This window comes from Thermophilibacter gallinarum, from assembly GCF_014982725.1.
Taxonomy (GTDB): domain Bacteria; phylum Actinomycetota; class Coriobacteriia; order Coriobacteriales; family Atopobiaceae; genus Thermophilibacter; species Thermophilibacter gallinarum.
The window spans coordinates 38,988-55,192 of the sequence record NZ_JADCJZ010000002.1; the positions used below are offsets into that span (position 1 = coordinate 38,988).

The 16,205-nt window shown below is 68.3% G+C and carries 13 protein-coding genes; 5 read left to right on the plus strand and 8 right to left on the minus strand.

Going from position 1 to position 16,205, the window contains the following annotated elements; translation table 11 throughout:
• Positions 1-57: 57 nt before the first annotated feature.
• Positions 58-2,085, plus strand: a complete 2,028-nt coding sequence (locus tag INF26_RS04145; protein WP_193529478.1) for a class I tRNA ligase family protein — start codon at positions 58-60, stop codon at positions 2,083-2,085.
• A gap of 129 nt (positions 2,086-2,214) precedes the next feature.
• The gene (locus tag INF26_RS04150) at positions 2,215-3,708 is read left to right on the plus strand and encodes a bifunctional alpha/beta hydrolase/GNAT family N-acetyltransferase (RefSeq protein ID WP_193529479.1); all 1,494 of its coding nucleotides are present in this window, start codon (positions 2,215-2,217) and stop codon (positions 3,706-3,708) included.
• Positions 3,709-3,794: 86 nt separating this feature from the next.
• On the opposite strand, the gene INF26_RS08615 is transcribed toward INF26_RS04150, so the two are convergent.
• The 8 genes from INF26_RS08615 to INF26_RS04190 all read right to left on the minus strand — a co-directional run bounded on the left by INF26_RS08615 (position 3,795) and on the right by INF26_RS04190 (position 11,102).
• Entirely contained in the window at positions 3,795-5,198 is a 1,404-nt protein-coding gene (locus tag INF26_RS08615; protein ID WP_193529480.1) for a sensor histidine kinase, read from the minus strand.
• Between the two features lie 12 nt (positions 5,199-5,210).
• Positions 5,211-5,891 carry a response regulator transcription factor gene (locus INF26_RS04160; protein WP_193529481.1) on the minus strand — a complete coding sequence of 227 codons (681 nt, stop codon included), beginning with the start codon at positions 5,889-5,891 and terminating at the stop codon, positions 5,211-5,213.
• A gap of 43 nt (positions 5,892-5,934) precedes the next feature.
• Positions 5,935-6,630 (minus strand): phosphate signaling complex PhoU family protein, encoded by a 696-nt coding sequence (locus INF26_RS04165; protein WP_193529482.1) that lies wholly within the window; start codon positions 6,628-6,630, stop codon positions 5,935-5,937.
• A complete protein-coding gene (gene pstB / locus INF26_RS04170) occupies positions 6,630-7,424 on the minus strand; it encodes a phosphate ABC transporter ATP-binding protein PstB (protein WP_193529483.1) in 795 nt (264 codons plus the stop codon). The genes INF26_RS04165 and pstB overlap by 1 nt, the downstream gene beginning before the upstream one ends.
• Before the next feature lie 9 nt (positions 7,425-7,433).
• A complete protein-coding gene (locus INF26_RS04175) occupies positions 7,434-8,243 on the minus strand; it encodes a phosphate ABC transporter ATP-binding protein (RefSeq protein WP_193529484.1) in 810 nt (269 codons plus the stop codon).
• Positions 8,240-9,175 (minus strand): phosphate ABC transporter permease PstA, encoded by a 936-nt coding sequence (gene pstA, locus INF26_RS04180; RefSeq protein ID WP_193529485.1) that lies wholly within the window; start codon positions 9,173-9,175, stop codon positions 8,240-8,242. The genes INF26_RS04175 and pstA overlap by 4 nt, the downstream gene beginning before the upstream one ends.
• Positions 9,168-10,067 carry a phosphate ABC transporter permease subunit PstC gene (pstC, locus tag INF26_RS04185; RefSeq protein ID WP_193529486.1) on the minus strand — a complete coding sequence of 300 codons (900 nt, stop codon included), beginning with the start codon at positions 10,065-10,067 and terminating at the stop codon, positions 9,168-9,170. Before pstC ends, pstA begins: the two co-directional genes overlap by 8 nt.
• Positions 10,068-10,145: 78 nt before the next feature.
• The gene (locus tag INF26_RS04190) at positions 10,146-11,102 is read right to left on the minus strand and encodes a phosphate ABC transporter substrate-binding protein (RefSeq protein ID WP_193529487.1); all 957 of its coding nucleotides are present in this window, start codon (positions 11,100-11,102) and stop codon (positions 10,146-10,148) included.
• A 324-nt stretch (positions 11,103-11,426) separates the two neighbouring features.
• Here INF26_RS04190 and INF26_RS04195 point away from each other — a divergent pair, with 324 nt between their 5' ends.
• The 3 genes from INF26_RS04195 to INF26_RS04205 all read left to right on the plus strand — a co-directional run bounded on the left by INF26_RS04195 (position 11,427) and on the right by INF26_RS04205 (position 16,177).
• On the plus strand, positions 11,427-13,268 hold the full coding sequence (locus INF26_RS04195; protein WP_226371888.1) for an ABC transporter ATP-binding protein: 1,842 nt from the start codon (positions 11,427-11,429) through the stop codon (positions 13,266-13,268).
• The gene (locus tag INF26_RS04200) at positions 13,258-15,282 is read left to right on the plus strand and encodes an ABC transporter ATP-binding protein (protein ID WP_193529488.1); all 2,025 of its coding nucleotides are present in this window, start codon (positions 13,258-13,260) and stop codon (positions 15,280-15,282) included. Before INF26_RS04195 ends, INF26_RS04200 begins: the two co-directional genes overlap by 11 nt.
• A gap of 427 nt (positions 15,283-15,709) precedes the next feature.
• A complete protein-coding gene (locus tag INF26_RS04205; protein ID WP_332307305.1) occupies positions 15,710-16,177 on the plus strand; it encodes a MarR family winged helix-turn-helix transcriptional regulator in 468 nt (155 codons plus the stop codon).
• The last annotated feature ends 28 nt before the right edge of the window (positions 16,178-16,205 follow it).

Sequence of the window (16,205 nt, forward strand, 5' to 3'; positions counted from 1 at the left end):
CGCGCAGCCGAGAAGTGCGAGAATGGGAGGGCTGCACCCAATCACGAAGGAGCACCCATGCCCGAGACCTCCTCTCGCCCGAGCTTCCCGCGCCGCGCGGTCATCACCGGCGGCATGCCCTACGGCAACAAGAACCTGCACTTCGGCCATATCGGCGGCGTCTTCGTTCCGGCCGACTTCTTCGCGCGCTTCCTGCGCGACCGCATCGGCGCCGAGAACGTGATCTTCGTCTCAGGCACGGACTGCTACGGATCGCCCATCGCCGAGGGCTACCGCAAGAAGGTGGAGAACGAGGGATACACGGGCACGATCGAGGACTACGTCCGCGCCAACCACGAGAGCCAGAAGGCCGCCCTCGACGCCTACGGCATCTCGCTCGACCTCTTCGCCGGCTCCGGCCTCGCCCCCGCGCGCGACGTCCATGCCCGCGTGACCGACGAGCTCATCCGTCGCCTCCACGAGCGCGGCTACCTCAAGAAGCGCTCCACGCGCCAGTTCTTTGACGTTGAGGCCGGCACCTTCCTCAACGGCCGCCAGGTCCAGGGCCGCTGCCCCGTGCGCGGCTGCAAGTCCGAGAAGGCCTACGCCGACGAGTGCGACCTCGGCCACCAGTTTGACCCCGAGGAGCTGATCGCCCCCCTCTCGCAGGTCACCGGCACCACGCCCGAGCTGCGGCCGGTTGACAACTGGTACTTTGACCTGCCCGCCTTCCGCGACGAGCTCGAGCGCCTCATGGACGAGTGGGACATGGACCCGCAGGTCCGCGCCATCGTCACCAAGACCGTGCGCGAGAGCCTCGTCGACCCGGTGATCTACGTCCAGACCAAGTTCCGCGAGGCCTACGACGCCGTCGCCGACCAGCTCCCCGCCCATACGCTCGCGGAGGCCGAGAAGGGCCAGCAGTCCTTCTCGCTCACCTTCGCCGGCTGGGAGGAGCGCGACGAGGCGCGCGAGAAGCTCGACGCCGCGGGCGTGCGCTTCCGCACCGGCAAGTGCCTGCTCCCGTTCCGCATCACCGGCAACATCGACTGGGGCGTGGCCGCACCCGAGCTCGAGGGCACGAGCGGCCTCACGGTCTGGTGCTGGCCCGAGAGCCTGTGGGCGCCGATCTCGTTCACGCAGACGACGCTGGAGCTCGCCGAGGAGGGCCGCTACTCCAGCCGCGACTGGCACGACTGGTGGTGCAGCGAGGACGCCCGCGTCTACCAGTTCATCGGCCAGGACAACATCTACTTCTACTGCGTGGCGCAGCCCGCCATGTGGGAGGCGCTCGACTGGGGCCTCACGCAGGACATCCCCGTGGCCAACTACCACATCCTGTTCATGAACAAGAAGGCCTCGAGCTCCGGCAAGATCGTCCCGCCGATGGCGGCGGAGCTGCTGGACGCCTACACGCCCGAGCAGCTGCGCGCGCACTGGCTGTCCCTTGGCCTGGACCAGAAGGCTGTCTCCTTCAACCCCAAGGCCTTCGACACCTCCGTCTCCCACAAGGACAAGGCCACGGGCGAGGACGTGCTCGTCCGCGACGACCCGCGCGTGGTCGACCCCGCCCTCAAGGAGAGCGCCTTCCTCACCAACATCTTCAACCGCCTGGCCCGCAGCTGCTTCTACGGCGCCGCCAACGTCTGCGACGCGCACCTACCCGCCGTTGCCCCGAGCGAGGAGGCCGTCGCCGCCGCGCGCGAGGCCACGCTGGCCTTCGAGCGCCGCGCCTACGAGTTCGACGCCCACGGTGCGCTCGGCGTGGCGGAGGAGTTCGCCCGCGCGGCCAACAAGCGCTGGGACGACGCCTCCAAGGCCGCCAAGGGCGACGACGCCGCCTACGAGGCCGCCCTCGCCGACGCCTTCGTCGCGCTGCGCACGACGGCCCTGCTCATGCACCCGGCCGTGCCCTTCGGCTGCGAGAAGATCTGCGAGCACATGGGCTTCTCGCCCGAGCTGTTCTTCTCCTGGGACCACGCCTTCGACGGCCCCGCCGAGCTGGCCGCCGCCTGCGGCGAGACGCCCGCGGAGCACAGGATCGTCCCCCTGCCCCCGCGCTATGACTTCTTCGAGAAGCACCCGTCGCAGGTTCGCTCCAAGTAGCGAGAAGGGCGGGGCGAGAAGGTCCGGCGCTCAGACAGTCCTCGCCGCAAAGGACGCGGCTGCGGAACTCGCGGCGGACCTTCTCGCCCCGCCCGCACTTGATCGGCCTATCTTACCGAAGGGACTCACATGAAGGTCACGCCGCCGCCGGTGCACGTTCCGCGCCCGTACGCGCTGCCGACCGTTCCGCTCGCGGCGCGCGTGGAGGTGCCGACGGCCGACGGCGCGACGATCGTGGCCTGGACGTACGCGCCCGCCGGCGTCGTCGACGAGCCGGGGACGCCCTTCGGCCTCGGCCTCGCCGTGCCGCCGGTCCTCATGCTGCACGGCAACGGCGAGGAGCACGGCATCTTCGGGCCGGTCATCGACGCCGTCTGCGCGAGCGGGCGCGCCGTCGTCGCCGTTGACTCCCGCGCGCAGGGCCAGAGCACGCGCGGCACCGCGCCGCTCTCCTACGAGCTCATGGCCGCCGACGCCCGCGAGGTCTGCTCGCGCCTCGGCGTTCCGCAGGTCCACGTGCTCGGCTTCTCCGACGGCGGCATCCTGGGGCTGCTCCTCGCCCGCGACTGGGGCGAGCACGTCCTCTCCGTGACCGCGCTCGGGGCGAACCTCACGCCTGACGGCCTCCCCAGGGAGGACACCGACTGGATGGCCTACGCCGCCGCCGAGAACCGCCGCTGGGCCGAGGAGGGCGAGGAGGGCGTCACGCTGGAGGACGGAACGCCGGTGCCCTCCCCCGCCGAGTCGGCGAGGATCGCCGAGCTCCTGCAGCTCATGGTCGAGCAGCCTCAGATCGACGCCGCCTCGCTGGTGCGCATCACCTGTCCCGTGACCGTCATGGTCGGCGAGTTCGACGAGATCCTTCCCGAGGAGACCGACCGCATCGTCGCCGCCATCCCCGGCGCGACCAAGGTCGTGGAGCCTGGCATCGACCACAACCTCCCCAAGATGGCGCCCGACGCCGTCTCGCGCGAGCTTCTCGCAACGGTCGCCCGAAACGACGTGCGCCACGAGGGTCGCGCGAGCATACCGGCCGACATAGCCGTCGTGCGCCTGCCCGTCTCGGGCCTCTGGGCGGAGAGGCTGGACGCGCTGTACGCCCACGTGAGCGCCACCGGTGGCACCTGCGGCTGGGTCCCGGGCGTCTGGCCGCCGGCCGGCATGGCCCGCGGCCTGCTCGCCGCCGGCTCCTACTGGGGTGCCTTCGACGCCGCGGCCGTCCACGACGGCACGCCCCGCGAGGACGCCGTCCTTCTCGGCGCCGTGGCGATGGACCTCGACGCCGACATGGGCGACGGCACCGCCCCCGGCCACGGCTCCGGCACGGGAGGCCCCGGCTGGGAGGGTCTTCCCGCCCGTGAGGTGCGCGGCCTCCATCTGCTCGCCGTCGACCCCGACGCGCGCGGGCGCCACGCATCCGTCGCCCTTCTCGACGCCGTGGCCCGCGAGGCGCGCGCCGAGGGCGCACGCGTGGTGCGCCTCAACACCTCGGTCCAGGGCGTGGAGGCCAACGCGATGTACACGCGCTGCGACTTCACCCGCCACCGCCCGATCTGGCTGCCCTACCCCACGCTGCCAATGCCCGGCTGGACCAACCTCTGGGAGCTCCGGCTCGACGTCTAGCCCTCGACGCTGACAGCTTTTACCGCGCCCGGGGCCGTCACAAGCGCCGGGAGCAGTAAAACCTGTCAGTATCCGGGGCGCGCCCGCTAGGCGCGCGGGAACGTCACGGTGATCGTGGTCCCCTTGTCGACCTGGCTCTCCAGCGAGATCTGCGCGCCGTGGTAGGCGGCCGCGTGCTTGACGATCGCGAGCCCCAGGCCGGTGCCTCCCATGTCGCGGCTGCGCCCCTTGTCCACGCGATAGAAGCGCTCGAAGACCTTGTCCCGCGAGGCCTCGGGGATGCCGATGCCGGTGTCGGACACGCGCAGGCGCGCGCCGCCGGCCTCCCCGGGCAGCACCCACACGAAGACCCTGCCCCCCGGCCGGTTGTAGCGGATCGCGTTGTCGCAGAGGTTGCTCACGAGCTCGTCGAGCAGGCGCGCGTTGCCGCGCACCACCATCGTGACGCCCTCGACCGAGACGTCCACGCCCGCCTCGCGCGCCTTGGGCGCCAGCCGGTCGGCCACGTCGCGCGCCACGGCGAGCAGGTTCACGCTCTCCGATGGCCCGAAGAGCTCCTGCGAGCCCTCGCCCTCGCCGGCGCGCTCGGCCTCGTCCAGCTTGGAGAGGGTCAGGATGTCGCTCACCAGGCTCGAGAGCCGTCGAGCGTCGTCGTAGATGCGCCCGGCGAAGCCGGGGACGTCCTCGGGCTTCGCGATGCCGTCGCGAATGAGCTCGGCGGCGCCCGAGATCGAGGCGATCGGCGTCTTGAGCTCGTGAGTCACGTTGGCGGTGAACTCACGACGCAGGTCCGCGATGTCCTGGATCTGCGACATGCGGTGCATGAGCTGCCCGTGCTGCTCGTTCAGGCGGTTCACGAGCGGGTCGAGCTCCTCGTAGGGGGCCACGCCGTCGCCCGACGACGGGTCGATCTCCAGGATGGGCTGGACGAAGCGGCACGACAGCCGACGCGAGACGATCCAGCTCGCCCCCACCAGGAGCACCGCCAGCAGGGCGAGAAGGACGAGGTCCTGGAAGAGCAGCGCCACGACCCCGGCGCGGTCCACCGACAGGCGCACGACCTGGCCGGAGTCCAGCCGCTCCGCCTCGTAGAGGCTCATGTAGCCTGCGGTGTCGCTCGCACGCTCCGAGGAGCCGGAGCCCTCGGCGAACGCCGCGATCACCTCGGGGCGGTCCCCGTGGTTGGGAAGCTCGTCGGCCGGCGCCAGGCTGTCGTAGGTGACGGTGCCGTCCGGGTCGATGAGGGTGGCGCGGATGTCGCCGAGCTCGAGGCCGGCGAGGACCTCCGCGTCGTCGTCGGAGACGTTGAGCAGCGAGGAGAGCGTACGGCACTCGCCGGCGAGCTGCTCGTGCTCGTCGGCGAGAAAGGCGCTCTGGTAGATGAGGGAGGCGGCGACGGTCACGACCACGGCGACGCTCGTGCACGCCACGACGAGCGCCACGAACATGCGGTGCGAGAGGGAGCCCTTGCCCCCGGGCTGTCTGACCACGCTGCCCCTTCCCTAGCCGCGGACGCGATACCCCACGCCGCGCACGGTCTCGATCAGGTCCGACGAGTCTCCGAGCTTGGCCCGGACCTGCTGCACGTGCACGTCGACCGTGCGCGAGCCGCCGTCGAAGTCCCAGCCCCACACGCGCTGGAGCAGCGTCTCGCGCGAGAAGACCACGCCCGGCGAGCGCATGAGGAACTCGAGCAGGTCGAACTCGCGCATGGTGAGCTGGACCTCGCGCCCGGCGACCTGCACCTCGCGCCGGTCGGGCCAGAGCGTGACGTCGCCGCACGAGAGCGACGCGGGCTTCTCGGCGACCGCCGCCTCCCGGCCGGCGCGGCGCAGCAGCGCGCGCGTGCGGCTCACGACCTCCATCATGCCGAAGGGCTTGGAGAGGTAGTCGTCGGCGCCGCCGTCGAGGGCGCGCACGGTGTCGAGCTCGGTGTCCTTGGCGGTGAGCATCATGACGGGCACGTTCTTGAGGCCGGGGGTGCGACGCAGGCGGGCGAGGATCTCCAGGCCGTCCGCGTCGGGAAGCATGATGTCGAGAAGGACGGCGTCGGGCGTGCGCTCCGCGCAGGCGCGGCGGAACTCGGCGTCGTCGGCGCAGCCCCGGGCATCGATGCCGCCCTGGTTGAGCGCGTAGACCGTGAGCTCACGAATGTTCTTGTCGTCCTCGACGTAGTAGACCAACGCTTCTCTCCCGTCTCGCCGCGGTCTCGACCCTAAGCGTACCCTACTGCTCCCCAGCGCGCTGCTGGCTCGCCTTCTCGGCCACCACGTGCTCGCCGGTGACGCGGAAGATGGCCCAGGCGGCCACGCGCTTGGCGAGGTCGCCGATGCGCTCGAAGTACTTGGCGACCATGAGGAGCTCGGGGAGGTAGCGAGCGGAGGACTTCCCGTCGCGGATGAGCCCCACGAGCTTCTTCTCCACATCATCATAAAGCGCGTTGACGCGGTTGTCCTCCTCGACCACCCGCTGCGCGCCCTCGACGTCGGAGGCCGCGAAGGCGGCGCCGGCCTGCTCGACCATGGCCGCGGCGCACTCCGACATCTCGGTGAACTCGGCGACGAGCTTCTTTGACGCCTTGGCGGGGATCTCCTCCACGAGGAAGGCGATGTCGCGCGTCATGCCGTCGATGTGCGTGAGGTCCGAGACGATGCGAAAGGCGCCCGAGACGAAGCGCAGGTCCTCACCGATAAGCGGCTGCTGGAGCAGCATCACGTCGAGGCAGTTCTCCTCGATTGCGTTGCGGAGGCGGTCCTCGTTCTTGCGGCCGGCCATGACGCCCTCGGCGGCGCCCTTGTCGCCCGTGGCGGCGAGACCGGCGGCGCGCACGTCGGAGGCACACTTCTCGGTCAGGCGGTTGAGGAACTCCTCGATGTCGTCGAGCTGCTTGGTGAACTTCGAACGGGTTGCTGCTGCGGACATTAGCTGAACCTCCCTGATAGGTATTCCTGCGTGCGCTGCTGGCGCGGGTTGGCGAAGAACTCGCGGGTCGGCGCCTCCTCGATGAGCTCACCGAGGTAGAAGAAGACGGTCTTGTCGGCCACGCGCGCGGCCTGCTGCATGTTGTGGGTCACGACGACCACGGTGTGGTCCTCCGAGAGCTCGCACATGAGCTCCTCGACCATGCTCGTGGAGATGGGGTCGAGCGCCGAGGTGGGCTCGTCCATGAGCAGGATCTCGGGGTCGGTGGCGAGGGCGCGGGCGATGCAGAGGCGCTGCTGCTGGCCGCCGGAGAGGCCGAGCCCGCTCTTGTCCAGGTCGTCCTTGACCTCGTCCCAGAGCGCGGCGCGCGTGAGGCAGCGCTCGCAGATCTCGTCGCCCTCCGCCTTGGACAGGCGCTTCATGCGCCGGGGGCCGTAGAGGATGTTCTCGCGGATGCTCATCGGGAACGGGTTGGGGTGCTGGAAGACCATCCCGACGTAGACGCGCAGTGCGTTGGCGTCCATCGAGAAGATGTCGCGGCCGTCGAACTCGATCGTCCCCTCGGTGCGCACGCTCTCCACGAAGTCGCACATACGATTGAACGTGCGCAGCAGCGTGGACTTGCCGCAGCCGGACGGGCCGATGAAGGCCGTGGCGCGGTTGCGCGGGATCTCGAGGTTGATGCCCTTGAGCGCCTGGAAGTCGCCGTACCACAGGTCGAAGTCGCGCACGCTGATGGCGGTCTCAGCCCCGTCCAGGGTACGGTAGACGCTCTCGTTAAGCTCTGTGTCCATGTTCCTCCCCTAGCCGAAGCGGCCCGTCAGGTAGTCGACGAGGCGCTGGTCGTGCGGGTCCGAGAAGATCTGCTGCGTCGTGCCCGTCTCGACCATGTCACCGACGTAGAAGAACGCGGTGCGGTCGGAGACGCGCGTTGCCTGCTCCATGTTGTGGGTGACGATGATCTCGCAGATGCCGCTCGAGGCGATGTCGCGGATGGTCTCCTCGATGGCGAACGTGGAGATCGGGTCGAGCGCCGAGCACGGCTCGTCGAAGAGCACCACGTCCGGCTTCATGGCGAGCGTGCGTGCGATGCACAGGCGCTGCTGCTGGCCGCCGGAGAGCGCGTGCGCCGACTGGCGCAGCTTGTCCTTGACCTCGTCCCAGAGCGCCGCCTGGCGAAGCGACGTCTCCACGAGCTCGTCCTCCTCGTCCTTGGTCCTCACGCGCCCGTGCTTCTTGGGGGCGAAGAGGATGTTCTCGCGGATGGACTTGCGGAACGGCGTCGGCTGCTGGAAGACCATGCCGATCGACTTGCGCAGCTCAAAGAGATTCTCCTTGGGCGTGTTGATGTCATGGCCGTGGTAGAGGATCTGGCCTCCCACGGAGCACCGCGGGATCTCGCGGTTCATGAGGTTCAGGCAGCGCAGGAACGTGGACTTGCCGCAGCCGGACGGTCCGATGAGGGCGGTGACCTGGCCGGCCTCGAAGTCGAGCGAGGTGCCGTGCAGGGCCTCGTGCGTGAGGTCGTAGGTGACCGTCACGTCCTTGGTGCGCAGCAGCGGGGAGGCCTTCTCGCCCGCGGCCTGGTCCTGGATGGTGGTGGTATCGGTCATTCGGCGGTCAGCCTCCTCGAGAGGAACTTGCCGAGCAGGCGGGCAAGGACGTTGAACAGGAGCACGCAGACGAGCAGGATCGTGGCCGTGCCCCAGACGATCTCCGTGGAGCCGGCCGTGGGCTCGGAGGTGAGGCGCCAGATGTAGACGGCGAGCGAGCAGGCCGGGCGGAAGATGTTGAAGGGGTTGGTCGGGCTCAGGAAGTTGAGCGACGCGAAGTTCAGGCGCGCCGGGGCGGACCCCGAGGTGAAGATCAGCGCCGCAGCCTCGCCGAAGACGCGGCCCGCGGAGAGCACGACGCCCGTGACGATGGCGGGCATGGCGGCGGGGAGCAGCACGTTGAGCGTGGTCTCCCAGCGCGTGAGGCCCATCGCGAGCGCGGCGTCGCGCTGGCTGCGCGGCACGTCCTCGAGCGCCTGCTGGATCGTGCGGACGAGGATGGGGATGTTGAACATCGTGAGGGCGCAGGCGCCGGCGATGATCGAGATGCCCCAGCCGAGCGTGACCACGAAGAAGAGCGAGCCGAACATGCCGACGACGATCGACGGGAGGCTCGAGAGGGTCTCGATGGCCGTCTTGGCGGCGGAGGTGACCCAGTTGTCGGGCGCGTACTCCACGAGGAAGATTGCCGCGCCGAGCGAGATGGGCACGGAGATGACGAGCGTCACCAGAAGCAGGTAGAACGAGTCCCACAGCTGGTAGATGATGCCCGGGAGGACCTCGTCGTTGTAGGCGTTGGTGAGGAAGCCCGGCGTGAGCGCGCGACCGGCGCCGCGCGCGATGATGTAGGCGATGATCGCCACGACGAGCAGGATGACCAGTCCCACGATCACGGTGAGCACGCCCGTGGCGATCTTGTCCTGGCGGTCGATGCGCGCGACGTGGGCGTCGAGGACGGAGTTGCGGGAGGACGCGGTGTTCTCGCTAGCCATTGGCCTTCGCCCCCTTCCTGCCGATGAGGTGGATGATCAGGATGAAGATCAGCGACATGACGAGAAGGAGCAGGCCGAGGGTCCACAGCGCGTGGTAGTACTCGGACCCGGAGACCGCGTTGGAGAGGCCGGCCGTGAGCGCAGCCGTGAGCGTGGAGGCGGGGTCGAGAAGACCGGTGGGCATGGAGCGCTCGACGCCGCCGATGACCATCTGGACGGCCAGCGTCTCGCCGAAGGCGCGCGTCATGCCGAGGATGACCGCGGTCATGAGGGAGGGCGTGGCGCTCTTGAGCACCACGTGCCAGGTGGTCTGCCAGCGGGTGCAGCCTAGGGCGTAGGAGCCCTCGCGATACTGGTTGGGCACCGCGCGCAGGGCGTCCATCGAGAGCGTCGTGATCGTCGGGAGGATCATGATGGCGAGCACGAGCGCGCCGGAGAGGATGCCGGCGCCGGTGGGGGCAGCGTCGCCGAAGACGGCCTTCACGAGCGCGTTGATCACGTAGAGGCCGAGGACGCCGTAGACGACCGAGGGGATGCCCACCAGAAGCTCGATCACCGGCTGGAAGACGCGGCGCCCGAAGCCGGGGGCGACCTCGACGACGAAGATCGCCGAGCCGATGGCGACGGGCAGGGCGAAGAGCGTCGAGAGCAGCGTCACGGCGAAGGAGCCCACGATCATGGGCAGCGCGCCGTAGCGCTCCTGCTCGGGAATCCAGTTCTGGCCGGTGAAGAACGCGATCGGATCCATGCCGTCGACGAAGAAGGTGGAGAGTCCCTGCTGGGCCACCATGAAGATCAGCGTCACGACGACGAGGGCGACGAGGGCGACGCAGAAGCCCGTGATGCCCAGTCCGATGTTCTCGAGCCTCCGCTTGGGCATGAGTTGTGCCATGTGGGAGAGCCTTTCTCGTCAAGAGGGGGCGGCGCCCCCGGAGGAGGGGGGCGCCGCCGATGGGAAGCCGTTCGGAAGCTAGGCGATCTGGGAGATGTTGCCCTCGGCGTCCTTCTGGACCTTCATGTCGCCCATGGGGATGAAGCCCTCCTCCACGACGGTGGAGGCGAAGTCCTCGGACATGATGAACTCGATGAAGGCCTTGGTGACGGGCGCGGTGGCGGCGTCCTCGTCGGAGCGGGTGTACATGTGCTCGTACGCCCAGATCAGGAAGTCGCCGTTCTCGACGTTCTCCTGGGTGGGCTCGACGCCGTCGACGGAGAGGGCCTTGATGCCCTCGTTGGTCATGTAGTTGAAGGCGACGTAGGAGATGGAGCCCTCGGTCGCGGCGACCTGCTCGACGACGGTGCCCGAGGAGTCGACCTCGGCGACCGGGCGGAAGCTGTCCGGGGCGGTCTCGCCGGCGAGGACGGCGGCCTCGAAGGTGGCGCGGGTGCCGGAGCCGGCCTCGCGCTGGATGACCTGGATGGCACCGGCGGTGCCGCCGACCTCGGACCAGTCGGTGATCTGGCCGAGGAAGATGCCCTTGAGCTGGTCGGTGGTGATGTCGGTGACGTCGACGTTGGCGTTCACGATCGGGCCCATGCCGACGATGCAGACCTGGTTGTCGACGAGGCCCTCGAGCTGGTCGGCTTCGAGCTTCTCCTCGGCGAAGACGTCGGAGCGGCCGATCTGGACGGAGCCCTCGGCGACCTGCGAGAGGCCCTGGCCGGAGCCGCCGCCGGAGATGGCGACGGAGACGTCGGGGTTGGCGTCCTGGAAGGCGTCGCGGGCCTTCTCGACGAGCGGCTGGAAGGAGGTGGCGCCAGAGCAGGAGATGGAGCCGACGAGCGCGGCGTCGGCGGCGTCGCCACCCTCCTCGGTGGTGTCGGCGGCGTTGTTGCCGCCGCAGCCGACGAGGCCGAGGCCGGCGACGGCGGCGGTGGCGCCAAAGACGCCCATGAACTGACGACGCGTGAGATCAAGCTTGGACATGAACAATCCTTTCCCGTGGATGTGGCCGACGCCCCGCGGGGCCCGGCTCTCGAGACGAATCCTAGGGCGCCCCGAACGCCCGCCCGGGGCTCGCCCGCGATGCATTACGGGAGCCTGACAGCGCCTTACAATCGGTTTACAGAGCGCCTTACAAAAGGCGGCGGTTTTGTAAGGTCGCAGGTAGCGATGCTCGGCCTTCGGCTTACAGTCGCCGCGACCGCGCCGGTTTGTGGACGCTTTGTCAGGTACCATGGGAAATATCGCTAGGTACCTTGAAATCTCCCTCGTCCCGTTTCAAAATGGCCCCTTGTCGAAAGGAGCCACATGAAGAAGAGAGAAGAGGAGAAGGGGCTCACGGGCCGCGAGGTGATCCGGACCATCGGCGCCAGCGTCCGCGAGTTCAAGGCGGCCTCGATCGCCACGCCGATCATCGTCTCGGGCGAGGTGGTCATGGAGGTTGCGATCCCCTTCGTCACCGCACAGCTGATCAATGCCATCCAGGCGGGTGCCACGCTCGCCGACATGCTCCCCTACGCGCTGCAGCTCGTGCTCATGGCGCTCGCGTCGCTCGCCTTCGGCATCGGCGCCGGCGTGACCTGCAGCCAGGCGAGCTGCGGCCTGGCCATGAACCTGCGCCACGACGTCTTCGCCGCGGTGCAGCGCTTCAGCTTCGCCAACATCGACCAGTTCTCGTCGAGCTCGCTCGTGACGCGCCTCACCACGGACATCACCAACGTGCAGCTCGCCTACATGATGATCATCCGCACCGCCATCCGCTGCCCGTTCCTTCTGCTCGCGGGCATCGTCATGGCATTCATCATGGCCGGCCCGCTGGCGCTGGTCTTCGTGATCATCGTGCCGATCCTGGGCTTTGGCCTCTACAAGGTCGTGCGCACCGTGCACCCGATCTTCCGCTCGGTCTTCCACAAGTACGACGCCCTCAACGAGTCCATCGAGGAGAACGTCACCGGCATGCGCGACGTCAAGAGCTACGTGCGCCAGGACTACGAGAAGGAGAAGTTCGGCCGCGCCGCCCAGGACGTCTGCGCCGACTTCACCCGCGCCGAGAAGATCCTCGCGCTCAACACCCCGATGATGAACTTCGCGGTCTACACGGTCTTCGCCGTGACCCTGCAGTTCGGCAGCTACCTCATCATCTCCAGCCAGGGCACGCTGCTCAACGTGGGCCAGCTCTCGGCACTCACCACCTACGGCTTCATGATCCTCATGGCGCTCATGATGGTCTCGATGGTCTTCGCCATGATCACGATGGCGCAGGAGAGTGCCGAGCGCATCTGCGAGGTCCTCACGACCGAGCCCACGATCAAGAACCCCGCCCACCCCGAGACCGAGATGCGCGACGGCTCGATCGACTTCGACAACGTCACGTTCAAGTACTCCGAGAAGGCCGAGCACCGCGCGCTCGCCGAAATCGACTTGCACATCAAGAGCGGCGAGACGATCGGCATCATGGGCGGCACGGGTTCCGCCAAGACCTCGCTCGTGAACCTCATCAGCCGCCTCTACGACGTCACCGAGGGATCCGTCAAGGTCGGCGGCGTGGACGTGCGCGACTACGACCTCGAGTTCCTGCGCAACAACGTCGCCGTGGTGCTCCAGAAGAACGTGCTCTTCTCGGGCACCATCAAGGAGAACCTGCGCTGGGGCAACCCTGACGCCACCTACGACGAGCTCGTGGAGGTCTGCAAGCTCGCCCAGGCCGACGAGTTCATCCAGGGCCTGCCCAAGCAGTACGACTACTACATCGAGCAGGGCGGCACCAACGTCTCCGGAGGCCAGAAGCAGCGCCTGTGCATCGCGCGAGCCCTGCTCAAGCACCCCAAGGTCCTGATCCTGGACGACTCGACCTCCGCCGTCGACACCAAGACCGACGCGCTCATCCGCGAGGGCCTCAAGACCTACCTGCCCGAGGCCACCAAGATCATCATCGCCCAGCGCGTGAGCTCGGTGCAGGACGCCGACCGCATCCTCGTGCTCGACAACGGCCACATCGCCGGGCTCGGCACCCACGAGGAGCTCCTCGAGAGCTGCCCGTTCTACCGCGACACCTACCTCGCGCAGAGCCGCACGAGCCAGGGGGCCGAGAAGGATGACGCGCCCGCGGACACCTCGTCCGCGGAGGGAGGTGAGGCCGATGGCCGCTAGGAACAACTCCGCCGAGAGCATCCTCAAGAACGTCACCGGCTCCAACCAGCCGACCGAGCCCGAGCGCGAGCCGGAGCGCCAGAACGTCGCCGGCCGCCAGGTCGCGACGCCGAGGCGTCGCGGCGGGCGCGGCAAGACGCTCTCGCGCCTCATCAGGACGCTCTTCTCGTTCTATCCCAAGATGCTGCCCCTCGTCATCCTCTGCATCGTGGTCTCCGCCGTGCTCTCGGCCCTTCCCGCCACGTTCATGCAGCGCACGCTCGAGATCGTGACCGCCAACTGGGAGAGCGGCGACTGGGAGTCCGTCGCCGGCCAGGTGGGCTCGCTCGTGCTCACGCTCGTCGGCATCTACGTGGTCTCGCTCGTCCTCAACTTCACCTGGACCCGCGCGATGGCGATCATCACGCAGGGCTCGCTCGAGAAGTTCCGCGAGCAGCTTTTCGGCCACATGCAGGACCTGCCGATCAGCTACTTCGACCAGCACCAGCGCGGCGACATCATGAGCCACTACACCAACGACATCGACGCCCTGCGCCAGATGATCGGCCAGTCGCTGCCCAACATCACGCTGACGTTCGTCACCTGCGTCTCGGTCATCTCCGTCATGGTCTACTACAGCGTGTGGATGTGCCTCGTCGTCGTGGCGGGCGTGCTCTTCATGGCCTACATGACCAAGCAGCTCGGCGGCCGCTCCGCGCGCAACTTCGTCGTGCAGCAGAAGGAGATCGGCATCGTCGAGGGCCACGTCGAGGAGGTCATGAACGGCCAGCGCGTGGTCAAGGTCTTCTGCCACGAGGAGGCCGCCCAGGAGGACTTCGACGTGCGCAACCGCCGCCTCTTCGAGGCGAGCCGCGCCGCGAACATGTACACCAACACGCTCGGCCCGATCCTCATGAACCTCGGCAACCTGATCTACGTCATCGTGGCGCTCGTGGGCGGCGTGTTCATCGAGACCGGTCTGCCCAACCTCTCCATCTCGGGCCTGCCCTTCTCGATCGCCGTCACGGTGCCGTTCCTCAACATGACCAAGCAGTTCGCCGGCCAGATCGGCCAGATCTCCCAGCAGATCAACTCCGTCGTCATGGGCCTCGCGGGCGCCGAGCGCATCTTCGAGCTCATGGACGAGCCGGTCGAGCACGACGAGGGCTACGTCGAGCTCGTGGCCTGCACGATCGACCGCGACGGCAACGTCCGCGAGTGCGACCGCCGCTCCGGCGACTGGGCCGGCCAGTGGGCGTGGCGCCACCCGCACGGCGACGGCTCGCTCACCTACACCCCGCTCGCCGGCGACGTGCGCCTCTTCGACGTCGACTTTGCCTACCGCCCGGGCCATACCGTCCTGCACGACGTGAGCGTCTGGGCCAAGCCGGGCCAGAAGGTCGCCTTCGTGGGCGCCACCGGCGCGGGCAAGACCACGATCACCAACCTCATCAACCGCTTCTACGACATCGCCGACGGCAAGATCCGCTACGACGGCATCAACATCAACAAGATCAAGAAGCCGGACCTCCGTCGCTCGCTCGGCGTGGTGCTCCAGGACGTGAACCTGTTCACGGGCACCGTCATGGACAACATCCGCTTCGGACGCCTCGACGCCTCCGACGAGGAGTGCATGGCGGCGGCACGCCTGGTGGGTGCCGACGGCTTCATCAAGCGCCTGCCCGAGGGCTACAACACCATGCTCACGGACAACGGCTCCAACCTGTCGCAGGGCCAGCGCCAGCTGCTCTCGATCGCGCGCTGCGCCGTCGCGGACCCGCCGGTGATGATCCTCGATGAGGCCACGTCCTCGATCGACACCCACACCGAGGAGATCGTCCAGCGCGGCATGGACGCGCTCATGACCGGGCGCACCACGTTCGTCATCGCGCACCGCCTCTCCACCGTGCGCAACTCCGACGCGATCATCGTGCTCGACCACGGCCGCATCATCGAGCGCGGCACCCACGATGAGCTGATCGCCAAGAGGGGCACGTACTACCAGCTCTACACGGGGGCCTTCGAGCTCGAGTAGGGGCCGTCGACACCTGGGGCCCGCCCCGACGTCCCTCCGGGAAGTGCGCTGCGCGGAACTTCCCTCCGGGACGCCGGGGCGGGCCTCGTTTTTCAGCCGAGCACCCGTCCCGGAATCGGCGGCCTTCCGCGCCCGTGGCGAGGAACCGTCCCGGAATCACCGACCTTCTCGCCCAGCGAGGGGGACGCGTCCCGGAATCGGCGGGGTTCGCGGGGAAGGTCCCGGATTCCCGGATGGGGGAGGCGCCGGGACGCGGAAGGTCGCCGATTCCGGGACGGCGCCCGACCGGCGGGCGAGAAACCCGGAGATTCTGGGACGGGTGCGACGCAGCTAGCTAGGTACCATGGAAATATCGCTAGGTACCTTGACATCTATGGGTGGCCGTCGCAGAGTTGTGGGGGCCAATCGGACGAGGAAGGGACGAACCGTGTGCGAAGCGGACACACAGCAGAGCATCGAGCTGCGGATTCTTCGCAAGCTCGGGTACTTTGGCTACTACCTGCACCAGCATTGGGGCGGACGGAACGGCAAGCAGCACATACTCGTGGAGCTGCTCGCGCATGACGGGTGCATGACGCAGCGCGAGCTCCAGGAGGCGTCGTGCATCACGTCCGCCTCGCTCTCCGAGGTCGTGACCAAGCTCGAGGCGGAGGGCCTGCTCTCCCGCGAGCGCTCCGAGACCGACCGGCGCCAGCTCACGCTCACCCTCACCGACGAGGGCACCCGTCGTGCCCGTGCCTTCGTGGAGAGCAGGATGGAGTTCGAGAAGGAGGCGTTCGGCTGCCTGGACGCCGACGAGACCGAGGGTCTGCTCGACCTTCTCGACCGCCTGTCCGCGCACTGGGAGAAGATCGAGGCCAAGGGGCGAGAGGAGGCCGCATGCAGCAGGAACTAGCCGCTGAGCAGCAGTTCGAGAAGACCGC

Coding starts and splice junctions, on each gene's coding strand:
- INF26_RS04145 (WP_193529478.1), top strand. CDS start 58: ATGCCCGAGACCTCCTCTCGCCCGAGCTTCCCGCGCCGCGCGGTCATC.
- INF26_RS04150 (WP_193529479.1), top strand. CDS start 2,215: ATGAAGGTCACGCCGCCGCCGGTGCACGTTCCGCGCCCGTACGCGCTG.
- INF26_RS04165 (WP_193529482.1), bottom strand. CDS start 6,630: ATGTCCGCAGCAGCAACCCGTTCGAAGTTCACCAAGCAGCTCGACGAC.
- pstB (WP_193529483.1), bottom strand. CDS start 7,424: ATGGACACAGAGCTTAACGAGAGCGTCTACCGTACCCTGGACGGGGCT.
- INF26_RS04175 (WP_193529484.1), bottom strand. CDS start 8,243: ATGACCGATACCACCACCATCCAGGACCAGGCCGCGGGCGAGAAGGCC.
- pstA (WP_193529485.1), bottom strand. CDS start 9,175: ATGGCTAGCGAGAACACCGCGTCCTCCCGCAACTCCGTCCTCGACGCC.
- pstC (WP_193529486.1), bottom strand. CDS start 10,067: ATGGCACAACTCATGCCCAAGCGGAGGCTCGAGAACATCGGACTGGGC.
- INF26_RS04190 (WP_193529487.1), bottom strand. CDS start 11,102: ATGTCCAAGCTTGATCTCACGCGTCGTCAGTTCATGGGCGTCTTTGGC.
- INF26_RS04195 (WP_226371888.1), top strand. CDS start 11,427: ATGAAGAAGAGAGAAGAGGAGAAGGGGCTCACGGGCCGCGAGGTGATC.
- INF26_RS04200 (WP_193529488.1), top strand. CDS start 13,258: ATGGCCGCTAGGAACAACTCCGCCGAGAGCATCCTCAAGAACGTCACC.